Annotated in this window: 15 protein-coding genes; 9 read left to right on the forward strand and 6 right to left on the reverse strand. The window is 77.3% G+C overall.

All coding sequences use genetic code 11. From position 1 onward, the window contains the following. Positions 1-59: 59 nt before the first annotated feature. Positions 60-1,703, reverse strand: coding sequence for a BACON domain-containing protein (locus RM780_RS18370; RefSeq protein ID WP_311631859.1), 1,644 nt, complete (start codon positions 1,701-1,703; stop codon positions 60-62). 136 nt (positions 1,704-1,839) lie between these two features. Here RM780_RS18370 and radA point away from each other — a divergent pair, with 136 nt between their 5' ends. Together radA and disA are read left to right on the forward strand one after the other, a co-directional pair. Next, a complete protein-coding gene (gene radA, locus RM780_RS18375) occupies positions 1,840-3,237 on the forward strand; it encodes a DNA repair protein RadA (RefSeq protein WP_311631860.1) in 1,398 nt (465 codons plus the stop codon). 42 nt (positions 3,238-3,279) lie between these two features. Then, complete coding sequence (gene disA / locus RM780_RS18380) at positions 3,280-4,425, forward strand: DNA integrity scanning diadenylate cyclase DisA (protein WP_311631861.1); 1,146 nt, start codon at positions 3,280-3,282, stop codon at positions 4,423-4,425. 70 nt (positions 4,426-4,495) lie between these two features. Here the strand turns inward: disA and RM780_RS18385 are convergent, their stop codons facing one another. Beyond that, a complete protein-coding gene (locus RM780_RS18385) occupies positions 4,496-5,731 on the reverse strand; it encodes a PP2C family protein-serine/threonine phosphatase (RefSeq protein WP_311631862.1) in 1,236 nt (411 codons plus the stop codon). Between the two features lie 279 nt (positions 5,732-6,010). Next, complete coding sequence (locus tag RM780_RS18390) at positions 6,011-6,817, reverse strand: hypothetical protein (protein ID WP_311631863.1); 807 nt, start codon at positions 6,815-6,817, stop codon at positions 6,011-6,013. Positions 6,818-6,963: 146 nt separating this feature from the next. Between RM780_RS18390 and RM780_RS18395 the strand changes: the two genes are divergently transcribed. The 3 genes from RM780_RS18395 to RM780_RS18405 all read left to right on the forward strand — a co-directional run bounded on the left by RM780_RS18395 (position 6,964) and on the right by RM780_RS18405 (position 13,653). Next, positions 6,964-7,920 carry an HhH-GPD family protein gene (locus RM780_RS18395; RefSeq protein WP_311631864.1) on the forward strand — a complete coding sequence of 319 codons (957 nt, stop codon included), beginning with the start codon at positions 6,964-6,966 and terminating at the stop codon, positions 7,918-7,920. A 285-nt stretch (positions 7,921-8,205) separates the two neighbouring features. Then, the gene (locus RM780_RS18400; protein WP_311631865.1) at positions 8,206-9,063 is read left to right on the forward strand and encodes an SGNH/GDSL hydrolase family protein; all 858 of its coding nucleotides are present in this window, start codon (positions 8,206-8,208) and stop codon (positions 9,061-9,063) included. A gap of 171 nt (positions 9,064-9,234) precedes the next feature. After that, positions 9,235-13,653, forward strand: a complete 4,419-nt coding sequence (locus RM780_RS18405) for an nSTAND1 domain-containing NTPase (protein WP_311631866.1) — start codon at positions 9,235-9,237, stop codon at positions 13,651-13,653. A gap of 103 nt (positions 13,654-13,756) precedes the next feature. Here RM780_RS18405 and RM780_RS18410 read toward each other — a convergent pair whose 3' ends face one another. After that, a complete protein-coding gene (locus RM780_RS18410; protein WP_311631867.1) occupies positions 13,757-14,632 on the reverse strand; it encodes an NmrA family NAD(P)-binding protein in 876 nt (291 codons plus the stop codon). 79 nt (positions 14,633-14,711) lie between these two features. Between RM780_RS18410 and RM780_RS18415 the strand changes: the two genes are divergently transcribed. The 3 genes from RM780_RS18415 to RM780_RS18420 all read left to right on the forward strand — a co-directional run bounded on the left by RM780_RS18415 (position 14,712) and on the right by RM780_RS18420 (position 17,100). Further along, positions 14,712-15,533 (forward strand): helix-turn-helix transcriptional regulator, encoded by an 822-nt coding sequence (locus RM780_RS18415; protein ID WP_311631868.1) that lies wholly within the window; start codon positions 14,712-14,714, stop codon positions 15,531-15,533. Positions 15,534-15,599: 66 nt separating this feature from the next. Further along, a complete protein-coding gene (locus tag RM780_RS27855) occupies positions 15,600-16,442 on the forward strand; it encodes an NACHT N-terminal Helical domain 1-containing protein (RefSeq protein ID WP_394813008.1) in 843 nt (280 codons plus the stop codon). 67 nt (positions 16,443-16,509) lie between these two features. Continuing rightward, complete coding sequence (locus RM780_RS18420) at positions 16,510-17,100, forward strand: dihydrofolate reductase family protein (RefSeq protein WP_311631869.1); 591 nt, start codon at positions 16,510-16,512, stop codon at positions 17,098-17,100. Between the two features lie 157 nt (positions 17,101-17,257). Here RM780_RS18420 and RM780_RS18425 read toward each other — a convergent pair whose 3' ends face one another. Together RM780_RS18425 and RM780_RS18430 are read right to left on the reverse strand one after the other, a co-directional pair. Then, positions 17,258-18,016: a response regulator transcription factor gene (locus RM780_RS18425; RefSeq protein WP_311631870.1), complete on the reverse strand. Its 759-nt coding sequence runs from the start codon at positions 18,014-18,016 to the stop codon at positions 17,258-17,260. After that, on the reverse strand, positions 18,013-19,065 hold the full coding sequence (locus RM780_RS18430; RefSeq protein WP_311631871.1) for a sensor histidine kinase: 1,053 nt from the start codon (positions 19,063-19,065) through the stop codon (positions 18,013-18,015). Before RM780_RS18430 ends, RM780_RS18425 begins: the two co-directional genes overlap by 4 nt. Positions 19,066-19,208: 143 nt before the next feature. Between RM780_RS18430 and RM780_RS18435 the strand changes: the two genes are divergently transcribed. Beyond that, entirely contained in the window at positions 19,209-20,186 is a 978-nt protein-coding gene (locus tag RM780_RS18435) for an ABC transporter ATP-binding protein (protein WP_311631872.1), read from the forward strand. The last annotated feature ends 69 nt before the right edge of the window (positions 20,187-20,255 follow it).

The following is a 20,255-nucleotide window of genomic DNA, read 5'->3' on the forward strand; positions in this document are numbered from 1 at the left end:
CTTCCTGGGGGTCCCCACGCACGCCCGCGGGCCACCGGCGCCGACGCGCGCAGCGGTGCTCAGGACCCCTCGGGCGCCGGGTCGCCGCCCGGCGGTGGGTCGGTGGGCTCCTCCGGGGGGCGGGTCGGCTCGGGTTCGGGGGTGGGCGCGGGGTCCTCGGGGCCGTTGCCCTCGACGGTGATGACGGCGGCGGCCGGCTCGATGGTGATGCGGGCCTGCCAGGGGCCGGCCGGCTCGCCCTCGGGGTCCACGCGGGCCTCGATGACGGCCATCTCGCCCGGCCGCAGCGTGCCCGAGGAGCGGCTGAGGCTGAGCCAGGCGACATCCGCCGAGGCCGTCCAGTCCACGGGCGCGCCGCCGGAGGCGACCAGGGTGATGCGGGTGCCGGTGTCCGTGGGGACCGCGTCCGCCGTCAGCCGCCCGGGGGCGCTGGAGGGCGCGGACCCGCCACCGGAGCCGCCCTGGGAGCCGCCCTGCGCGGCCTGCCCCGGCGCGGCCGAGGCGGCGCCCTCCGGCTCGCGCTCCCGCGCGCCGGCGCCCTCCCGCTCGTCGCGCGCCTCGCCCCCGGCGCCCTCCCCGCCCGAGCCGGCGCGCCCGGCGGGCTCGTAGGGGTACTCGCCGGTGCCGCCGTCCGGGTCGTACCCGGCGTCGTCCTGGGCCGCGGCGGCGGCGCCGTCCGCGCCGGTGCCCTCGCCGACCGCCGGGGCCTCCCGCCAGGCCGCCCACAGGGCGAGCACGGGGGCGGCGATGACCGTGGCGACCACGGTCGTGGTGACCGCGCGGCTGCGCAGCCGGGCCCGGGAGGCGGCGCGGTCGCGGTCCGCGACGGGGAAGCCGGCGCGGTCGTAGCGCGGGGTGTGCTGGGCGCGGGCGCGGCGGATGGCCAGCCGGGCGGCGTGAACGGCCGGGCGGGGCGCCGCGAGCACTGTCAGCCGCGAGGAGCCGGCGAACGGCGTGCCGGGCGCGCCGCCGCCCGCCTGGGCGCGGCGGGCGATCAGGCGGCAGGTGGGGCACTGCTCGACGTGCAGCAGCAGCTCGCCGCGCAGCGAGGGACCCAGCAGCAGGCGCCGGTCGTCCCCGGCGAGCGCCGCGGCGGCCGGACAGCCGGCGGCGTCCACGGCGGCCAGCGCGGCGCGCGTGCGGTCCACCTCGCGGGCGGCACCGGTCAGCAGCTCCTGCGCGGCCTGGCCGGAGAGCCGCAGCACCTGGGCGACCTCGGCGGCGGTGAGCTGGTGACGCACCGCCAGCTCCAGGGCCTCCCGCTGCTCGGGGGTGGTGCCGGCCGCCTCGGCCCAGGAGAGCGCGGCCAACTCGCGGCGGCGCCGCCTGGCGTCCTCCTCGTCGGCGGCGAGCGGGGCGGCCGGGGGCTCGTCGCGCCCGCCGCGGGCCGCCAGGCGCCGCAGGCAGGCCCAGCGGGCGAGGGCGTAGAGCCAGGCGCGCTGGGCGGCCGGGTCGGCGGGGCGGCGCCCGCGCTCGTCCTGCCGCTCCGCGAGCGCGAGGGCCTCCCCGAGCGCGGCGGTGGCCGCGTCGTGCTCGCACATGACGGACAGGCAGTAGGTGAACAGCCCGTCCAGGTGGGCGTCCTCGTAGGGGCGGCGGGCCTGGCCGGTGCGGGCGGACCGCCGGGAGGATGACCTGGCGGAGCGGGGACGCGCGGGGGTGGGCGCGGTGGTCGAGGACCGGTCGCGGCTGCGGGTGCTCACTTTGGCGACGGTAGGCGCCCGGAGGGCGCGGGCCCGAGCCACACCGGCGATGTTCCTCCTATCGGGTGAAGGGGCGGCCCGGCCCGGAACCCGGCGCCGTCAGGAGCTGTCAGTGGGTGCCGGTAGCGTTCCCGGCATGGCGCGCAAAGCAGCAGACCGACCGGCGTACCGGTGCTCCGAGTGCGGCTGGACCACGGGGAAGTGGCTGGGCCGCTGCCCCGAGTGCCACGCCTGGGGCACGGTCGAGGAGGTCGGCGGCGCCCCGGCGGTGCGGACGGTCCCGGCCGCGCGGGTGGCCTCCCCGGCCCTGCCCATCGGGCAGGTGGACGGGGCGCGGATGGCCGCGCGGGGCACGGGCGTTCCGGAGCTGGACCGGGTGCTGGGCGGCGGCCTGGTGCCGGGCGCGGTGGTGCTGTTCGCGGGCGAGCCGGGCGTGGGGAAGTCGACGCTGCTGCTGGACGTGGCGGCCAAGGCCGCCTCCGAGTCCCACCGCACGCTGTACGTCACGGGCGAGGAGTCGGCCGCCCAGGTCCGGCTGCGGGCGGACCGGATCGGCGCGGTGCGCGACCACCTGTATCTGGCGGCGGAGACCGATCTGGGCTCGATCCTGGGCCAGTTGGACGCGGTCAAGCCCTCCCTGCTGGTGCTGGACTCGGTGCAGACGGTGGCCTCGGGCGAGGTGGACGGCGCGCCCGGCGGGGTCGCGCAGGTGCGGGAGGTGGCGGGGGCGGTGATCCGGGCGGCCAAGGAGCGGGGCATGTCCGCCCTGCTGGTCGGCCACGTCACCAAGGACGGGGCCATCGCGGGCCCCCGGCTGCTGGAGCACCTGGTCGACGTGGTGCTGCACTTCGAGGGCGACCGGCACGCCCGCCTGCGCCTGGTCCGCGGCGTGAAGAACCGGTACGGCGCGACCGACGAGGTCGGCTGCTTCGAGCTCCACGACTCCGGGATCACCTCGCTGGCCGACCCCTCGGGCCTGTTCCTGACCCGCCGCGACGAGCCCGTGCCCGGCACCTGCCTGACCGTGACCCTTGAGGGCCGCAGGCCGCTGGTGGCCGAGGTGCAGTCGCTGACGGTGGACAGCCAGATCCCCTCGCCCCGGCGGACCACCTCCGGGCTCGAGACCTCCCGGGTGTCGATGATGCTGGCCGTGCTGGAGCAGCGCGGCCGGATAACGGCCCTGGGCAAGCACGACATCTACACGGCGACCGTCGGCGGCGTGCGCCTGTCGGAGCCGGCCGCCGACCTGGCCGTCGCCCTGGCCCTGGCCAGCGCCGCCGCGGACACGCCCCTGCCGAAGAACCTGGTGGCCATCGGGGAGGTGGGCCTGGCCGGGGAGGTGCGCCGGGTGACGGGCGTGCAGCGGCGGCTGTCGGAGGCGGCGCGGCTGGGCTTCACGCACGCCCTGGTCCCGGCGGACTCGGGCGGGGCGCCCGCGGGGATGCGGGTGCGGGAGGTAGCCGACATCGGCGAGGCCCTGCGGGTGCTGCCCGCGCGCGGCGACGCACGGCCCCCCGAGGAGGTGCGCCGGTAGACTCCGGTGTACCCGAGCGCAGACTCATCCCGCGGAGGACGCATGGCAGCCAGCGACCGGCCGGCGAGTCCGGGCAGGGCCGGGGGTGCGGGCGCGGGCTCCGCGGGCGGCGAGGCCGGCAGCCTGCTGCGGGCCGCGCTGAGCGCGGTGGCGCCCGGGACCCAGCTGCGGGACGGCCTGGAGCGCATCCTCCGGGGGAACACCGGCGGCCTGATCGTGCTCGGCGTGGACCGCACGGTGGAGTCGCTGTGCACGGGCGGCTTCGTCCTGGACGTGGAGTTCACGGCGACGCGCCTGCGGGAGCTGTGCAAGCTGGACGGCGCGGTGATCGTGGACCGGGACATCTCCCGCATCGTCCGCGCCGGGGTGCAGCTGGTGCCCGACCCGAGCATCGCCACCGAGGAGACCGGCACGCGGCACCGCACGGCCCAGCGGGTCTCCATCCAGACCGGCTTCCCGGTGGTCTCGGTCAGCCAGTCGATGCGGCTGGTCGCGCTGTACGTGGACGGCCAGCGGCGGGTGCTGGAGGACTCGGGCGCGATCCTCTCCCGGGCGAACCAGGCGCTGGCCACCCTGGAGCGGTACAAGCTCCGTCTGGACGAGGTGACCGGCACCCTCTCCGCGCTGGAGATCGAGGACCTGGTCACCGTGCGGGACGTGGCGGCGGTCGCGCAGCGCCTGGAGATGGTGCGCCGGATCGCCGCCGAGATCGCCGAGTACGTGGTGGAGCTGGGCACGGACGGGCGGCTGCTCTCGCTCCAGCTGGACGAGCTGATCGCGGGCGTGGAGCCGGAGCGGCATTTGATCGTCCGCGACTACCTGCCGGACTCGGCCGCCGCCAAGCGCTCCCGCCGGGTGGGCACCGCCCTGGCCGACCTGGACGCCCTCGGCCACGCCGAGCTGCTCGAACTGCCCCTGGTCGCGCGTTCCCTGGGCCACAGCGGCACGCCCGAGGCGCTGGACGCGGCCGTCTCGCCGCGCGGCTTCCGCCTGCTGGCGAAGGTGCCGCGCCTGCCCGGCCTGGTCATCGACCGGCTGGTGGACCACTTCGGCGGCCTGCAGAAGCTGCTGGCCGCGAGCGTGGACGACCTCCAGGCCGTGGACGGCGTGGGCGAGACCCGCGCGCGCTCCGTCCGCGAGGGCCTCTCCCGCCTGGCCGAGTCCTCGATCCTCGAACGCTACGTCTGAACGCCCCAGCACGCGGCCCGGCCCGGCCGGTCCGAGCCGCGACGGCTCAGCGGCTCAGCGGCTCAGCGGCTCAGCGCAGGCTGGCCAGGTGGTCGGCGGTGCCGCCGCGCCACTCGACCAGGAAGAGGGTGGCGTCATCGCTGGTCCTGCCGCCCCGCTTCCCCATGAGCGTGTGGGAGATGAGACGCACCAGCGCCCGCACGCCCCCTTCCGGACAGCCGGCGTGGTTGACCCAGTGGATGAGCTGCGCGATGCCGAACTCCTCTCCTCCCTCCTCATGCTCCTCGATCACCCCGTCGGTGAAGCACATCAGCCGGTCGCCGCGTTCCAGGACCAGCTCGCTGATCTCCGGTTCCTCGCCGCCGAAGCCGACCGGCAGGGTCGTCGGGCCCTCCAACTGCCGGACGACCCGGCCGTCGCGGATGAGGAGCGGCGCGGGGTGGCCGGCGTTGACCCACTCCAGGTGACCGGTGGTGATGTCCAGCCGCATCATCTGCGCGGTGACGAAGTGGTCGGGCCCGAACTGGCCGGCGATGGCCCGGTCCATGAACGCGTAGATTTCGGACAGGCCGATGCCCGCGCGCCTGGCGTGGCGGTAGGCCCCGATGGCCACGGTCGCCATGGTGGCGGCGTCCAGCCCGTGGCCCATGGCGTCGATCATGGCGAAGTGCAGGATGTCGCCGTTGAGCGCGTAGTCGAAGCTGTCGCCGGCGACCCGGTAGGCGGGCTCCAGGATTCCGGCCACGGCGGCCTGCGGAACGGTCATGGCGAGCGGCGGCAGCAGGGACCACTGGATCTCGGCCGGCACGCTCATCGGCCGGCGGCGGCGCACCAGGAAGAACTCGTCGGTGTAACTGTGCTTGGTCACCAGCATGTCGGCGACCAGGCCCGCGAGGCGGCGCAGCAGGCGCCGGTCGTCGTCCTCGACGGTTTCCAGGGTGAGGGACATGACGCCCACCTGGTCGCTGCCGTCCAGCAGCGGCAGGTGCATCCGGACGCCGTCCGCCTCCGCCGTCTCGACGGTCTTCCCGAGCAGGAAGGCCGCGCCGACATCCGTGCCGGTGATCGGCTGCGGTTCGCCGACGGTCAGCCGGCGCCCGGACAGCGGTACCAGAAAGAGCTGGCTGTAGTCCTGGAGCAGGATGGACACGTCCCGGCCGCCGATGGTGGCGACCTCCTCGGCGATCAGGGGACCGATCATCTGCGGCGGCATCTCGTGCGCCCGGTCCAGCAGCAGTCCGAGCAGCCGTTCGCCGAAGCCCTCCGAGCGGTCGAGCCCCCCGGGCGGCAGGTCACGTCCGGGCACTACGCGTCCCCTCCGACCCGCGAACGCCCGCGGCTCCCGGGGTCTCGCCGCGGAGGTCGCGGCCGACCGTCCCGTCCCTGGACCACTCCGCACGTCCCTTCGCAGCCCTGACGCCCGTCCGCGCCCGGCGTCGGCTCCGGGCGCGGGTCCAGGGTGCCGCGCGGAACGGCCGGGGCACCGGCAGGCCACCCGGGAACGGGCGTGTCGCGGGCGGGCGGGCGGGACGCGGTCACGGCTGCCCGCCGCGTCGGGCCACGTGCCCGCCGCGCGGGGGCGGGCTCAGTCCTCGTCGAGGCGGAAGGAGGTGCGGACCTCCTGGTGGCCGGACAGGCGGGCCTCGGCCAGGTACGTGCCGGGTCCGGCCTCGGGGCCGCCGCAGCCGTCGGCCGAGGGCGCGCGGTCCCAGGTGACGGTGTGCGTGGCGGACTCGCCGGCCGGGATCACGCGGGGGGCGCCGGCCGCGCCGCTCGGGCAGTCATCGGAGGACCAGACGGGCTCGTCCTCGGCGTCCGCCAGGGTGATCCGCAGCGCCCGGTGCCCGAAGTCCACACGGCAGGCCGCGTCCTCCTCGTTCTGGACCGTCAGCCGCAGCTCGGGCTCCTCGCCCGGGGCGTAGACGTTGGCGTCGCTGCGCAGCGAGAGCGTCAGCGCGCCCTCCCCGCAGGCCGGGACCCCCGCCGGGTCGAGGCCGCCGCCGCCCGCGTCGCCCCCCGCCTCGCCGCTCCCCGCGCCCGGGGCGTCCTCGCCGCCCGCCCCGCCCGGGCCGCCGCCGGACCCGTCCGACCCGTCCTCGCCGTCCGAGCCGCCGGACCCTGGCTCCTCCTCGTCCGAGGGATCCTCCCGGCCGCCGGGCCGCTCGTCGATCAGGGACTCGGAGGGCGTCGGCCCCGGCGTGATGGACTCCGCGGGCCCGCCCGCGGAGTCGTCGCGGCCCGCCGGGTCCTCGTTCCCGCCGCCGCCCCCGGTGGAGCGCAGCGCCCAGACGACCAGCAGCACGACGACCGCGATCAGCAGCAGCACGACGGCCCTGCGTCGCCAGTAGATGGACGACGGCAACGGCCCGACCGGAGTGCGCAGCGATCCCACGCCGGAAACCTTACGAGACTTCCGTCACGCCGTGGCCCCCAACCCCGCAACCCGCCCCCGCCCAAGGGCGCGTCAACACGCGTCAACACGCGCGAAACGCGGGCCGCTTTGTGCCGTGCGCCCGCCGTGCCAGGATCGCCCTTGCCATGACTGCGACGACAGCGACGACTGCGACGAACGCCCCCGGCACCGCCCCGGGCCCGCCGCCGAGCGCCACGGCGCCCGCGGCCACCGCCCTGCACGCCCCCGTCATCGAGTGGTTCGGACGGAACGCCCGTGACCTGCCCTGGCGCCGCCCCGAGGCGGGCGCCTGGGGCGTGATGGTCAGCGAGTTCATGCTCCAGCAGACCCCGGTCAGCCGCGTGCTGCCGGTCTACGAGGAGTGGCTGCGCCGCTGGCCGCGCCCGGCCGACCTGGCCGCCGAACCGCCCGGCGAGGCGGTCCGCGCCTGGGGCCGGCTCGGCTACCCGCGCCGCGCCCTGCGCCTGCACAGCGCCGCGGCGGCCATAGCGGAACGGCACGGCGGCGAGGTCCCCACCGACCACCACCAGCTACTGGCCCTGCCCGGGATCGGGGAGTACACGGCCGCGGCCGTGGCCTCCTTCGCTTACGGGCAGCGGCACGCGGTGCTGGACACCAACGTCCGCCGGGTCTTCGCCCGCGCGGTCTCGGGGACGGAGTTCCCGCCGAACGCCACCACCGCGGCCGAGCGCAAGCTGGCCCGGATGCTGCTGCCCGAGGAGCCGGCCACCGCCGCGCGCTGGGCCGCGGCCACGATGGAGCTGGGCGCCCTGCTGTGCACGGCGCGCACGCCGGAGTGCGGCCGTTGCCCGCTGACGGACCTGTGCGCCTGGCGGCAGGCCGGCTCCCCGGCCCACCAGGGCCCGCCGCGCCGCGGCCAGACCTACGCCGGGACGGACCGTCAGGTGCGCGGCAAGCTCCTGGCCGTGCTGCGCGAGGCCGCCGCCCCGGTGGACCGCGCCGTCCTGGACCGGGTGTGGCACGAGCCGGAACAACGGGCCCGCGCCCTCGGCGGCCTGATCAGCGACGGCCTCGCCGAACGCCTCCCCGACGGCCGCTACCGCCTCCCCGGCACGACCTGACCCCGCCCGGGCCCCGTCCCTGACGCCGGGCGGGCGCCTCCCCCGCCGCCACGCGCCCTGCCGGCGGGGCGCCGCCGCGCGCGGGTCGGCGCCCCCGGCGCGGCACGCACTGCGCGAACGCGGGGCGCACGGTGCCCCCGGGGCGCACGGTGCCTGCGGTGCGCGGGGGCAGCCGGGCGCGCGCAGGGCGGTGAGCGCGTCGCGGGCCGGCGGGTCCGCACCGTTGACGCGGCATTGCCGCTGGGGGCATAACTCCTTGCTACCGACCGGTAAGAGGAGGCCCCCATGCGCTTGCCCCTGCGAAGATCTCGCCTTGCCGCCCTGGTGCTCGGGCTCGCCGGCCTGGCCGGCGGTCTCGTGGCCGCCCCCGCCGGCGCGGAGGAGCCCGCCGACGCGCGCCTCGGACGTTACGTCGCGCTCGGCGACTCCTACGCCTCGCTGGGCTCCACGGCCGACAACTACACCGACCCCGTGACCGGTTGCGTCCGTTCCACGGACAACTACCCCTCCCTGCTTGCCGAACGCCTGCGGCCGACCGAGTTCACGGACGCGACCTGCGCCGGGGCGGTCACCGGCGGCGTGCTCGCCTCCCAGGTGGGAAGCCTGACGCCCGACACCGACCTGGTGACGCTGACCATCGGCGGCAACGACATCGGCTTCGGCTCCATCGTCGCGGCCTGCGGCACCGACAGCCTGCTCAACCCCCTGGGCTCGCCCTGCGAGAGCCGCTACACCGAGGGCGGGACCGACCGGCTCGCGGAGACCATCGACGCCACCGCCGACGAGATCGACGCCGTACTGGCCGCCATCGAGGAGCGCGCCCCCGGCGCCGAGGTGGTCGTCGTCGGCTACCTGCGCATCCTGCCCCCGGCGCTGGGCTGCTGGCCGTTCGTGCCGATCTCCGTGGGCGACGTGCCCTATCTCAACGGCGTGCAGCGGCACTTGAACGACATGCTCGGCGCGCGGGCGCAGGCGGCGGGCGCGACGTTCGTCAACCCCGGCGAGGTCCGCGGCCACGACGCGTGCGCGCTGCCCTGGAAGAAGTGGGTCGAGGGCCCCTTCCCCGTGGCCGGCGGCTCCCCCGTCCACCCCACGGCCGCCGGCCAGGCCGCCGTGGCCCGCATGGTCGCCGGGGCGCTCTAGGGTCCGTCCCCCTGGCCCCGCCGCCCGGGGCGGGATTCTTTCCCCGCGCCGGGCGGCGGCCCCTCGCCGCGGGGTCAACGCCCGTCCGCGGACGGGCTGTTCGCCAACGGCCGCCGGACGCCCGGCCCGGCGCTACACTTCCCGCACACGTGGACGCCGGGGGGTGCCGAGGTGGACGACGCGCACGGCACCGAGGACGAGATTCCCGGGCGCCCGGCCGCCTCCTCGCCGCTCGCCGCCGCCGTCCGGGCGGCCGTGGTCCAGGTGCTCGCCGAGGACGGCGAGCAGCCCGTGGGCGCCGGGTTCCTCGCGGGGCCGGGCCTGGTGGTCACCTGTGCGCACGTGGCGCTTCTGGCCGGGCTGGGGCCCGGGGACGAGGCGGAGGTGCGCTTCTCGCAGCTCCCCGGGGCGCCGCGGCGACGCGCCGAGGTGCTGGAGGGCGCGTGGCGGGACCCGGAGGCGGAGGACGTCGCCGTGCTGCGGCTGGCCGGCGTTCCGCCCGAGGCACGGCCGTTGACCCTGGGCTCGGCGGCGGGGAGCGCGGGGCACCGGGTGGCCTCCTTCGGATTCCCCGAACAGGCGCCGCCGGGCGGCCGGTTCGGCTACGGCGTGGCCGGCGACCTGCTGCCCGCCGGCCCGGAGGAGGAGCGGGGAGGGGAGCGGGACGAGGAGCGCGGGAACGACCGCGGGCTGCTCCAGGTGACCCGGGCCAACGAGCTGGCCAGCGGCTTCAGCGGCGGCCCCCTGGTGGACCGGTCCACCGGCCTGGTGATCGGCATGGTCACGGCCATCACCCGCCCCGACCGCCAACTCCGGGGCTTGGGCGTCGCGTTCGCCACCGCCGCCGAGACGCTGCGCGCCGCCTGGCCCGGCCTGACGGGACCGCCCGCTCCCTATCGGGGCCTGGGGCCGTTCACCCGGCGGGATGCCCAGTGGTTCCACGGCCGCGAGGCGGTGGTGGAGGACGTGCTGCGGGCCCTGGGCCGCCACCGCCGGGTGCTGCTGCTCGGGCCCTCGGGCTCCGGCAAGTCCTCGCTGGTGCAGGCCGGTCTGCTCCCCGCGCTGGCGGGGGCCGCCGGGCCGCCCGGCTCGGACCGCTGGATCACCGTCCTGGCCCGCCCCCGCCGGGACCTGGCCGCCGAGCTGGAACGCGCGGGGCTGGCCGGCGCGGCCGAGGCGGGCATCGCGGAGGCCGCCGCCCGCCGTCTGGCCGCCGAGCCCACCGCCACCCGCCTCCTGCTGGTCGTCGACCAGGCCGAGGAGCTGTTCGGTGACGAGGGGAGCGCGGCGGGGGCGCCGGCGGATCTGGCCGAGGCCGCCGCGGCCCCGGGCGTGGGCCTGGTCCTCGTCCTGCGCGACGACTTCTACCCCCGGCTGGCCGCGCTCGGCCGCCCGCTGCTGGAGGCCGTGCAGCCCGGCACGGTCCACGTCCGCGACGCCCTGAGCGTCCCCGAGCTGCGCGCCATGATCCGCGCCCCGGCCGAGGCCGCCGGGGGCCGCCTGGAGGACGACCTGCTCGAACGGATCGTCGGCGACCTGCTGACCTCCGCGCCCGGCGGGCGCGACGACCGGCAGGCCCCGGTGACGGTGCTGCCCGTGCTCGCGCTCACCCTCGTCCAGCTCTGGGAGGCCCGCCGCGCGGACGAGCTGACGCACGCGGCCTACGAGCGCATCGGCGGGATCACCGGCGCGCTCAGGACGTGGTGCGACGGGGCCCTGACCCCGCTGGACGAGGATCAACGCCTCATCGCCCGGCGGCTGTTGACCGCCCTGGTCCGGCCGGGCGACCCGGACCGTGCCGTGCCCGCCACCCGCCAGCAGGTCCCGCTGGACGACCTGCGCGCCCTCGCGGCGCGCGCCGCGCCCGCGACGGACGAAGGCGCCCCGCAGGGCCGCACCGGTCTCCGTCGCGCCCTCGACCTCCGCGCCCAGCGGGGCCGTTCACCCGAGAGTGACGCCCGCGACGGCCGTTCGCCCAACGACCGCACCCAGAAGGGCCGTTCGCCCAACGACCGCGCCGAGGACGGCCGTTCGGCCGATGCCGCCGCCGGGGACGACGCCGCCTTCGACACGGTCCTGGACGCCCTCGTCCGCCGCCGCCTCGTCGTCACGCGCTCCAACGAGGGCCCCGGCGGCGCCCCCGAGCGCCCCACCGCCGAGCTGATTCACGAGACGCTGATCCGCGACTGGCCGGAGCTGCGCGCCTGGGTGGCCGACGACCGGGCGTTCAAGGACTGGCTGGACGTCGCCCAGGAGCGGCACGCGCGCTGGCGGCGCAGCGGCGACAGCCCCGGCGACCTCCTCCAGGGCACCGTCCTCGCGGACGGCGTGACCTGGGCGCGGGAGCGCGGACTGCCCGAGGAGATAGCCGAGTTCGTGGCCCGCAGCCGCGCCAGGCAACGCTCCGCCGCCCGCCGCGCCCGCGCCCTCACCGCCGTCCTGGCGGCTCTGCTGGCCCTCGCCCTCGTCGCCGGCGGGCTCGCCTTCCTCGAACGGCGCTCCGCCACCGCCGCCGAGGAGGAGGCCGACTCCCGCCAACTCGCTGCCCTGGCGACGGCGTTGATGGACACCAACCCCGACCTCGCGGCCCTCCTCGCGGCCCGCGCCCACCGCACCTCCCCCACCGACGAGGCCACGCTGGCCCTGCTGCGCGCCGCCACCACCCCGCTGCGCTCCCTGCTCTCCCACCCGGACAACGTCAACGCCGTGGCGTACAGCCCGGACGGCGAGGTGGTCGCCACCGCCTCCAACGACAGCGCCGCCCGCCTCTGGGACGCGGCCACCGGCCGCGAGCTGCGCACCCTCACCGGCCACGGCGACGGCGTCAACGCGGTGGCGTTCAGCCCGGACGGCACCACCCTGGCCACGGCCTCGAACGACGAAACCGTCTTCCTGTGGAACACGGCCACCGGCGAGCACACCGCCACCCTGCGCGGCCACACCGGCTGGGTGCGCGCGCTGGCGTTCAGCCCGGACGGCACCGCGCTGGCCAGCGGCAGCACGGACGCCACCGTCCGGATCTGGGCCGTCGACGGCGGCCGGGCGGGCGAGGAGGCGCCCACCGTCCTCCCGGACGGCCACACCGAGAGCGTGCAGGCCGTCGCGTGGAGCCCGGACGGGGCCACCCTGGCCAGCGGGAGCACCGACGACTCCGTGGTGCTGTGGGACCCGGCCGCGGGCGAGGCCCGCCTCGTCCTGTCCTCGGGCGTGGCCGCGGACGTCAACGGCCTGGCGTTCAGCCCGGACGGCGCCACTCTCGCCGCCGCCATCGACGCCCTGTTCGTCCCGCTGTGGCGCACCGGGAGCGGCGAGACGCTGCTGTCCCTCTCGCCCGGCCACACCGACAGCATCGACGCGGTGGCCTTCAGCCCGGACGGCCGCCTGATCGCCACCGGGGGCTCCGACGACTCGGTGCGGCTGTGGGACGTGCAGCGCGACACCCCCACGCTGACCCTGACCGGGCACACGGACGTGGCCGCGGCCGTGGCCTTCGCGCCGGACGGCCGGAGCCTGGTCACGGGCGGCTGGGACAGCGCGGCGCGCCTGTGGGACCTCACCGCGCAGCGGCCCGTGCGCGACCTGACCGGCCACTTCGAGGGCGTGACGGCGCTGGCCTACGCCCCGGACGGCCGGACCCTGGCCACGGCCGGCTGGGACGGGCGGGCGGCGCTGTGGGACCCGGCCACAGGCGCCCGGCGGCGCGAGCTGGAGGACCGCGGCCAGGAGGACCTCTCCACCGTCGCCTTCAGCCCGGACGGCGCGCTGGTCGCCACCGGGGGCACGGACGAGGTCGCCCGCGTCTGGGAGGCGGACTCCGGCCGCTCCCGGCAGGTTCTGGACGCGCACACGGGCGACGTGCACGCGGTGGCGTTCGCCCCGGACGGCCGGAGTCTGGCCACGGCCTCCCAGGACGAGACCGTGCGGCTGTGGGACCTGGCCTCGGGCCGGACGTACTTCACCATCACGGGCGTGACCGGCGGCGCGACCGCGATCGCCTACAGCCCCGACGGCCGCTACCTCGCGGTCGGGGACGGCGGCGGCGGCCTGATCTCCCTGTGGGAGATGACCACCGGCGTCCCCGTCTTCGCGGCGACACTGGCCGGGCACGACGGGGCCGTCAACGCCCTGGCGTTCAGCCCCGACAGCGCCGCCCTGGCCAGCGCTTCGGGCGACGACACGGTCCGGCTGTGGGACGCGGAGGCGGCGCGGCTGCGCGACGCCCTGACGGGGCACACGGACTGGGTGGAGTCCGTGGCGTTCAGCCCGGACGGCACGACGCTGGCCAGCGGCAGCCTCGACGGGACCGTGCGGCTGTGGGACGTGGGCACCGGCGGCACCAGGACCGTCCTGAACGCCGAAGTCGGAGTGCCGGCCGTGGCGTTCGGGGTCGGCGGGACCCACCTGGCGACGGGGCTGGCGACGTCCGCCGGGGGCTTGGCCTTGGCGCCGACGCGCCTGTGGAACGTCGCCTACCCGGACGCGGACGCCTCCCGCTCCCTGATCTGCCGGGTGCTGCGCCGCGACCTCACGGAGGCGGAGCGGGCGGCGTACGCGCCGGACGAGCCGGAGCGGCCGGTGTGTGCGGGGTGAACGCCCGGGGCGGGCGCCGATGGTGAACGCCCCGGGGCGGGCGTGCGCCCCGGGCGTTCCTCCAGGGGGCGGGTCCCCCAACGGACGGCACCGGCCGAATCCGTCAACGCCAGACCGCGGCGTTACGCTCCGCCCAGGACTCGAACGCCACCGGCGGGCGGCCCAGCACGCGTTCCACGCCGTCGGCGGGGCCGGCCGTGTGGCCCGCGCGGTGGACGGCGAAGAGCGCGTTCAGCGTGCGCACGGCCTCCTCCGGCCAGCCCTCGGCCAGCAGTTGCGCCCGGTACGCCTCCGGCGACAGCTCCTCGAACGCGATCTCCCGCCCGGCCGCCCGCGCCATCACCTCCGTCGCCTCCCGCCAGGTCAGGTCGCGCGGGCCGGTCACCTCGTAGACCTCGCCCGCGTGTGCGTCCCCGGGCGCGGCCAGGATGCGGGCCGCCGCCTCCGCGAGGTCGTCCACGTCCACGAACGGCTCGGGCACCTCGTCCCCGATCGGCAGGGCCAGGCGGCCCGCCCGCAGCGGGGCCAGCCACAGGTCCTCGCTGAAGTTCTGGTTGAAGTTGTTCGCCTGGATGACCGTCCAGGCAACGCCCGAGGCGCGCGCCGCCCGTTCCGCCTCGGCCATCCCGTCGCCGAACCCGTACGGCGTCGCGTGATCGATGCCGCGGCCCGACAGCACCAGCAGGCGCTCCGCCCCGGAGGCCACCGCCAGGTCCACGAACTCCCCCACCGGCGCCGGGTCGTCCGGCGCCACCACGTACACCGCCCGCGCGCCCTTCAGCGCGGGCTCCCAACTCCCCTTGTCCGCCCAGTCGAAACGGGTCTCCCCGGAGCGGGACGCCGCCCGCGCCTCGTGACCGCCCTGCCGCAGCCGCGCCACCACGCGCCGCCCCGTCTTGCCCGTCCCGCCCAGCACGAGAATCCCCGCCCGGGCGCCTGCCTGCCGCGCTGCCGTGTCGTTGTTCGCGTTGCTCGTCATGGCCCCAGCCTCCGCCCGCGCCCCCTCCCCCGCCCATGGCCGAGCGTCCGCGCCGCATGCGTGGCCGTACCGTGGCCCCATGGACCCGTTCGACGACCTCCTGCGCGGCGTGCGCGCCGACGGCGCGCTGCTCGACCTGGCCCGGCCCGACGCGCTGGGGGGGCTGGCGCGGGGGGCCTCGCTGACGCTGTGCGTTCCGCTGCGCGGGCCGGCGCGGGTGGCCGGGCGGGCGCTGACCGTGGGGGAGGCGGCGGTGGTGCGCGGGCCCGAGCCGTTCAAGGCCGGAGGGGACGGGCTGCTGCTGGCGGGGGCCTACCGCGTGCGCGAGGAGGTGCCGCGCCGCCTGCTGCGGGTACTGCCGCGCGTCCTGGTCGTCCCGGACGACCACAACTGCGCCGCCATGCGCGACTACCTGGAGGCGCAGCTACAGGCCGGGCGGCCCGGCCGCCAGATCGTGCTGGACCGCCTGCTGGACTGGCTGCTGGTGTGCACGCTGCGCGACTGGTTCGACCGGCCGGAGGCCGAACCGCCCGCCTGGTACCGGGCGTTGAGCGACGACGTCGCGGGCCCGGCGCTGCGCGCCCTCCACGCCGCGCCCGAACGTCCGTGGACGCTGGCCACCCTCGCCGCCGAGGCCGGCGTCTCCCGCACCACCCTCGCCCGCCGCTTCCCCGCCGTCGTCGGCGAGTCCCCCCTGGCCTACCTCACCTCCTGGCGGATGGACCTGGCCGCCGACCTGCTGCGCGCCGAGCCGCACCGCACCCTCGCCTCCGTCGCCCGGCGCGTCGGCTACGCCGACCCCTTCGGCTTCAGCGCGGCGTTCAAGCGGGTGCGCGGCGTCACCCCCAGCGAGCACCGGGCGGCGGCGACCGAGGCGGCAACGGCCGCCGCGACGGGCTGAGTTCGCCAACGCCCCCGGTGACGCGCCGCGTTCGGTACGCTACGCCGTGGGGAGGGGGTTTCCGCCGTGGACCTGTCGGCCATCGGGCTCCGCGTCGCATCGGGCGCGGTGGCCCCGCTGATCAAGCGCCTCTTCCGCACCGAGGCCCCCGGCGCGGGCCTTGCCGGGCAACAGCGGGTGCGGATCGGCTCGTTGGTGTCCTTCCGGGGCGCGAGGGCCACCCTGACGGCCGCCGACCTCGGGAAGCCGGCCGCCGAACTCACCGAGCGGGCGCGGCGTTCGGCCGGTCCGCACGATGCGGGAGGTGTACCTGAGGTGCCCGAACGTCACGGACCTGACGCCGCTGGCCGATGCTCCGCTGCGCGGCCTCACCGTGCGACCCGGCCCCGCAATGGGCCTGCGAGCCCTCGATGCCTTCTCGCCGGAGCGCCTGACTCTGGGTCTGCGCTCCGGCGTGCGGCCCCGCTCCGCGGCCTCGGGTCTGCCGCCCCCGTCACCGCACTCGAACTGGATGCCCTCACCGAAGACCTGACCGGACTGGGCGACCTCCCTCGCCTGACCCGCGTGGTCTTCTCGTACCTGGGGACGGCTCTCCTGCCCGGGGCCTGGCGGGAGTTCGAGCGTGCGCGCGGCCTGCGGAAGATCGGCCTGCTCGCGAGTGCGCTACGACAGGCCGCCGGGCTCGGCGCAGTCCTCAACGCCGACACGCTGCCGGACGTTGACCTGACCATCACCCCGCGCCCCCGCTACCGACCCCCACACGGCCGAAAAAATCTCCGTGCACGGCAGGCGCTCCCGACCGTGCCGAGGCGTATGGTCAGTGCTCCCTCCCCCCTCCGAGGCCCTGCCGCCACCCCCTCCACGCCGCGCGGCAGGGCCTCTGGCCTGTCCGCGCAGGGGCACCGATGAGTTTTCGGCGGAGCCGTGGTCTTCACAGACGTAAGCCACAGCGCAGCGGAGAGCAGGAGCACCGGCCATGAGCGTCACCGTCATCTCGTTCATCAGCCTCGACGGCGTCACGCAGGCCCCCGGCGGGGCCGAGGAGGACACGGACGGGGGGTTTGCGCACGGCGGGTGGTCGCAGGCGTTCTTCGACCCGGAGCTGGTCGGGGGCGCGTTCGACGCGGCGCTGGCGGACGCGGACGCGCTGCTGTTCGGGCGGCGGACCTGGCAGGTCATGGCGGGGGCCTGGCCGGGGCGGGCGGGGGACCCGTTCGCGGACCGGATGAACTCGATCCGCAAGTACGTGGTCTCGGGCACCCTGGCCGAGGCCGAACTGACCTGGGGGAACAGCGCGTTGATCCCCGCAGACAAGGCCGTGGAGCGCGTGCGTGAGCTGAGCGCGGGGGACGGCGGGAGGCTGCTGGTGATGGGCAGTTCGGCGCTGGTGCGGGCGTTGCTGAGCGCGGACCTGGTGGACGAGCTGCGGCTGACCGTGATGCCGGTGCTGCTGGGCGGCGGCAAGTCGATCTTCCCGACGGACGGCGGGCTGCGCACGCTCAGGCTGGAGTCCACCGCGACCAGCCCGGCCGGGGCGCAGCTCAGCGTCTACCGGCGGGCCGAGTGACGCGGGCGGCCCGGCTCGGAGCACGGCCGTCCAGACGGGCGAGGGGGCGTCGTTGTGGCCCTCACGGAAGCCCACGATGCGCAGCCGGCCCCCGGAGGCGTGACCTGCGCGGGCGTAGCAGTGCCGTGCGCCGCCGGGGGGATGGGCCGGAGGGGCCTCAGGCGGGCGGGCGGGGGGTGACCAGGCCCGTCTCGTAGGCGGTGACGACGGCCTGGGCGCGGTCGCGCAGCCCGAGCTTGCGCAGGACGCGGCTGACGTGGGTCTTCACCGTCTCCTCCCCGACGACGAGGCGGGCGGCGATCTCCGCGTTGGACAGGCCCTCCGCGAGGTGGCGCAGCACGTCGGTCTCGCGCGGGGTGAGGCCGGACAGGCGCGGCGACGGGGCGGAGGCGCGCGGGCGCAGCCGGGCGAACTCGGTGATCAGGCGCCGGGTCACCGCCGGGGCGAGCAGGGCCTCGCCGGCGGCGATGACGCGTACGGCGTCGAAGAGGCGCTCGGCCGTGACGTCCTTGACCAGGAAGCCGCTGGCGCCCGCAACGAGCGCGTCGTAGACGTACTCGTCCAGGTCGAAGGTGGTGAGGATGAGGACGCGCGTGACGGTGGCGGCGGTGACGCGGCGGGTGGCCTCGATGCCGTCCATGGTGGGCATCCGCACGTCCATCAGCACCACGTCGGGCCGCTCGCGCGCGCAGACCCGGACCGCCTCGGCGCCGTCGGCGGCCGTTCCCACGACCGTGAAGTCAGGCTGCCCGGCCAGCAGCGCGGCGAACCCGGCGCGCACCACCTCCTGGTCGTCCGCGACGACGACCCGGACGGCCGGGCGTTCCGTGGGGCGTTCAGCGGGGCGTTCCGTGGGGCGTGGGGCAACGGCCTCGGCCGGGCTTTCCGCGGAGCCCTCGGGAGTCGCGGGGCTCACGCCGCCGCCTCCGTCCGGGCCGGGAGGAGCGCCTCGACCGCGAAGCCGCCGGCCGGGTCGCGCCCGGCGCGCAGGTCCCCGCCGAGCGCGGCGACCCGCTCGCGCATGCCGAGCAGGCCGTGCCCGGGGGCGGCGGGGCCGGGCGGCGGGCCGGGGCCGTTGTCCCGCACGCGGACACGCAGGCCGTCCCCGGCCCAGGCCAGGGCCACGTCCACGGCCGCGCCGGGCGCGTGACGGCGGGCGTTGGTCAGCGCCTCCTGCACGATCCGGTACGCCGTCAGCTCCACGCCGGGCCCGAGCGGGACGGCCCGGCCGCTGAGGATGAGGCGGACGTGGCCTCCGGCGGCGGACTCCCGTGTCTCGTCGAGGAGTTCGAGGAGCTGGGCGAGGCCGGGCTGCGGTCCGCGCCGGGCCGGCTCCTCGCCCGCGTCCTCGCGGAGAACGCCGAGCAGCCGCCGCATCTCGGTGAGCGCGGTGCGGGCGGTGTCGCCGATGGCGAGCAGGCGGCGGGCACCCTCCTCGGGCATGCCGGGGGTGGTCAGCCGGGCGGTCTCGGCCTGCACGGAGATCATCGAGATGTGGTGGGCCACCACGTCGTGCAACTCCCGGGCGATGCGAGCGCGTTCACCCCGCGCGGTCAGCTCCGTGAGAGTGGTCTCGAACGCCAGCCGCGAGGCGTCGCGCGCGGCCCGCGCGGCGCGGGCGCGGCGCACCTCGCCCCGGGCCAGGAGCAGCCAGGCGGCGAGGGCGGCGAGCAGGCCGGTGGCGAGCGGGCCCGGTCCGCGCAGGAACGGGACGGACAGCGCGGCGGCCAGCGTGGCGACGGCGGCGGCCGTGCGGGGGCGGGCGCGGGCGAACGCCAGGGGCGCGGCGGCGCCCAGGGCCGTGGCCAGGGCGGCGGACAGGACGGCGGCGTCGGCCCGTTCGGCGCGCAGCACGGCCTCGGCCACGGCGGCGGCGAGCAGCAGGAAGGGGAGGAGCGGCGCGCCGCTCCCGCGCCGGGCGGCGCCCTCGCGCCGCGCGCCGGGGTCGTCGTGGGCGCCGTCCATGGCGTCATTCTGGCCGCGCGCCCAGCGCACCGCATCCCTCGCGCGGGGGACCCGGGGCGCGCCGCCTCCCCCGGGCCGGGCCGCGGGAAGTGGCCCGGCGGCGGGACGACCGGGGGGCGGGGCCCGGCCTAGCCTCCCGTTCCATGACCTCCACGACGGATGTGACGGAAGCGGCGGGCGGCGGGGCCGCCGGGGGAACGGTCGAGGTGCGCGGGCTGAGCAAGCGGTACGGCCGCACGGTGGCGGTGGACGGGCTGTCGTTCACCGTCCGGCCGGGGCGCGTGACGGGCCTGGTCGGGCCGAACGGCGCGGGCAAGTCCACGACGATGCGGGTGATCGTGGGCCTGGACCGGCCGGACGGCGGGAGCGCGCTGATCGGCGGGGTGCCCTACCGGGAGCTGCGGCGGCCGGTGTGCGCGGTGGGCACGACGCTGGAGGCCTCGGCGGCGCATCCGGGGCGTTCGGCGCGGGATCACCTGCGGTGGATGGCGCGCGCGGCGGGGCTGCCGGGGCGGCGGGTGGCGGAGGTGCTGGAGCTGGTCGGGCTGGCCTCGGCGGCGCGGCGGGCGGCGGGCGGGTTCTCGCTGGGGATGCGGCAGCGGCTGGGGATCGCGGCGGCGCTGCTGGGCGATCCGCCGGTGCTGATCTTCGACGAGCCGGTCAACGGGCTGGACCCGGAGGGGGTGCGCTGGATCCGGGGCCTGCTGCGGTCGTTGGCGGCCGAGGGCCGGGCGGTGCTGGTCTCCAGCCACCTGATGAGCGAGCTGGAGGGAACGGCCGACCACCTGCTGGTGATGGGGCGCGGGCGGCTGCTGGCGGACACGGGGGTGCGCGAGCTGCTGGCGGCCTCCTCGGGCGGCCGGGTGGAGGTGCGCACGGCGCAGCGGCAGGAAGCGATGACGGTGCTGGCGGAGGCCGGGGCGACGGTGGCGGTCAGCCGGCAGGACGCGGTGACCGTCTCGGGGCTTGAGGCGGAACGGATCGTGGAGTTGCTGACGGGGGCGGGGGTGGCGTTCTCGGGGGTGGCCGAGCACCGGGCCTCGCTGGAGGAGGCGTACATGGAACTGACGGGCGGGGCGGCCGAGTTCGGCGCCCTCCGGACCGAGGAGGGGCAGCCGTGAGCGCCGCACGTGCGGCTGCCGGGCCGCAGCCGACGACGACAGCCGCGCCGTGCCGCGCGGGCGGAGTCG

Origin of the sequence: Streptomyces boetiae, from assembly GCF_031845405.1 — a bacterium.
Classification (GTDB): Bacteria; Actinomycetota; Actinomycetes; order Streptomycetales; family Streptomycetaceae; genus Streptomyces; species Streptomyces boetiae.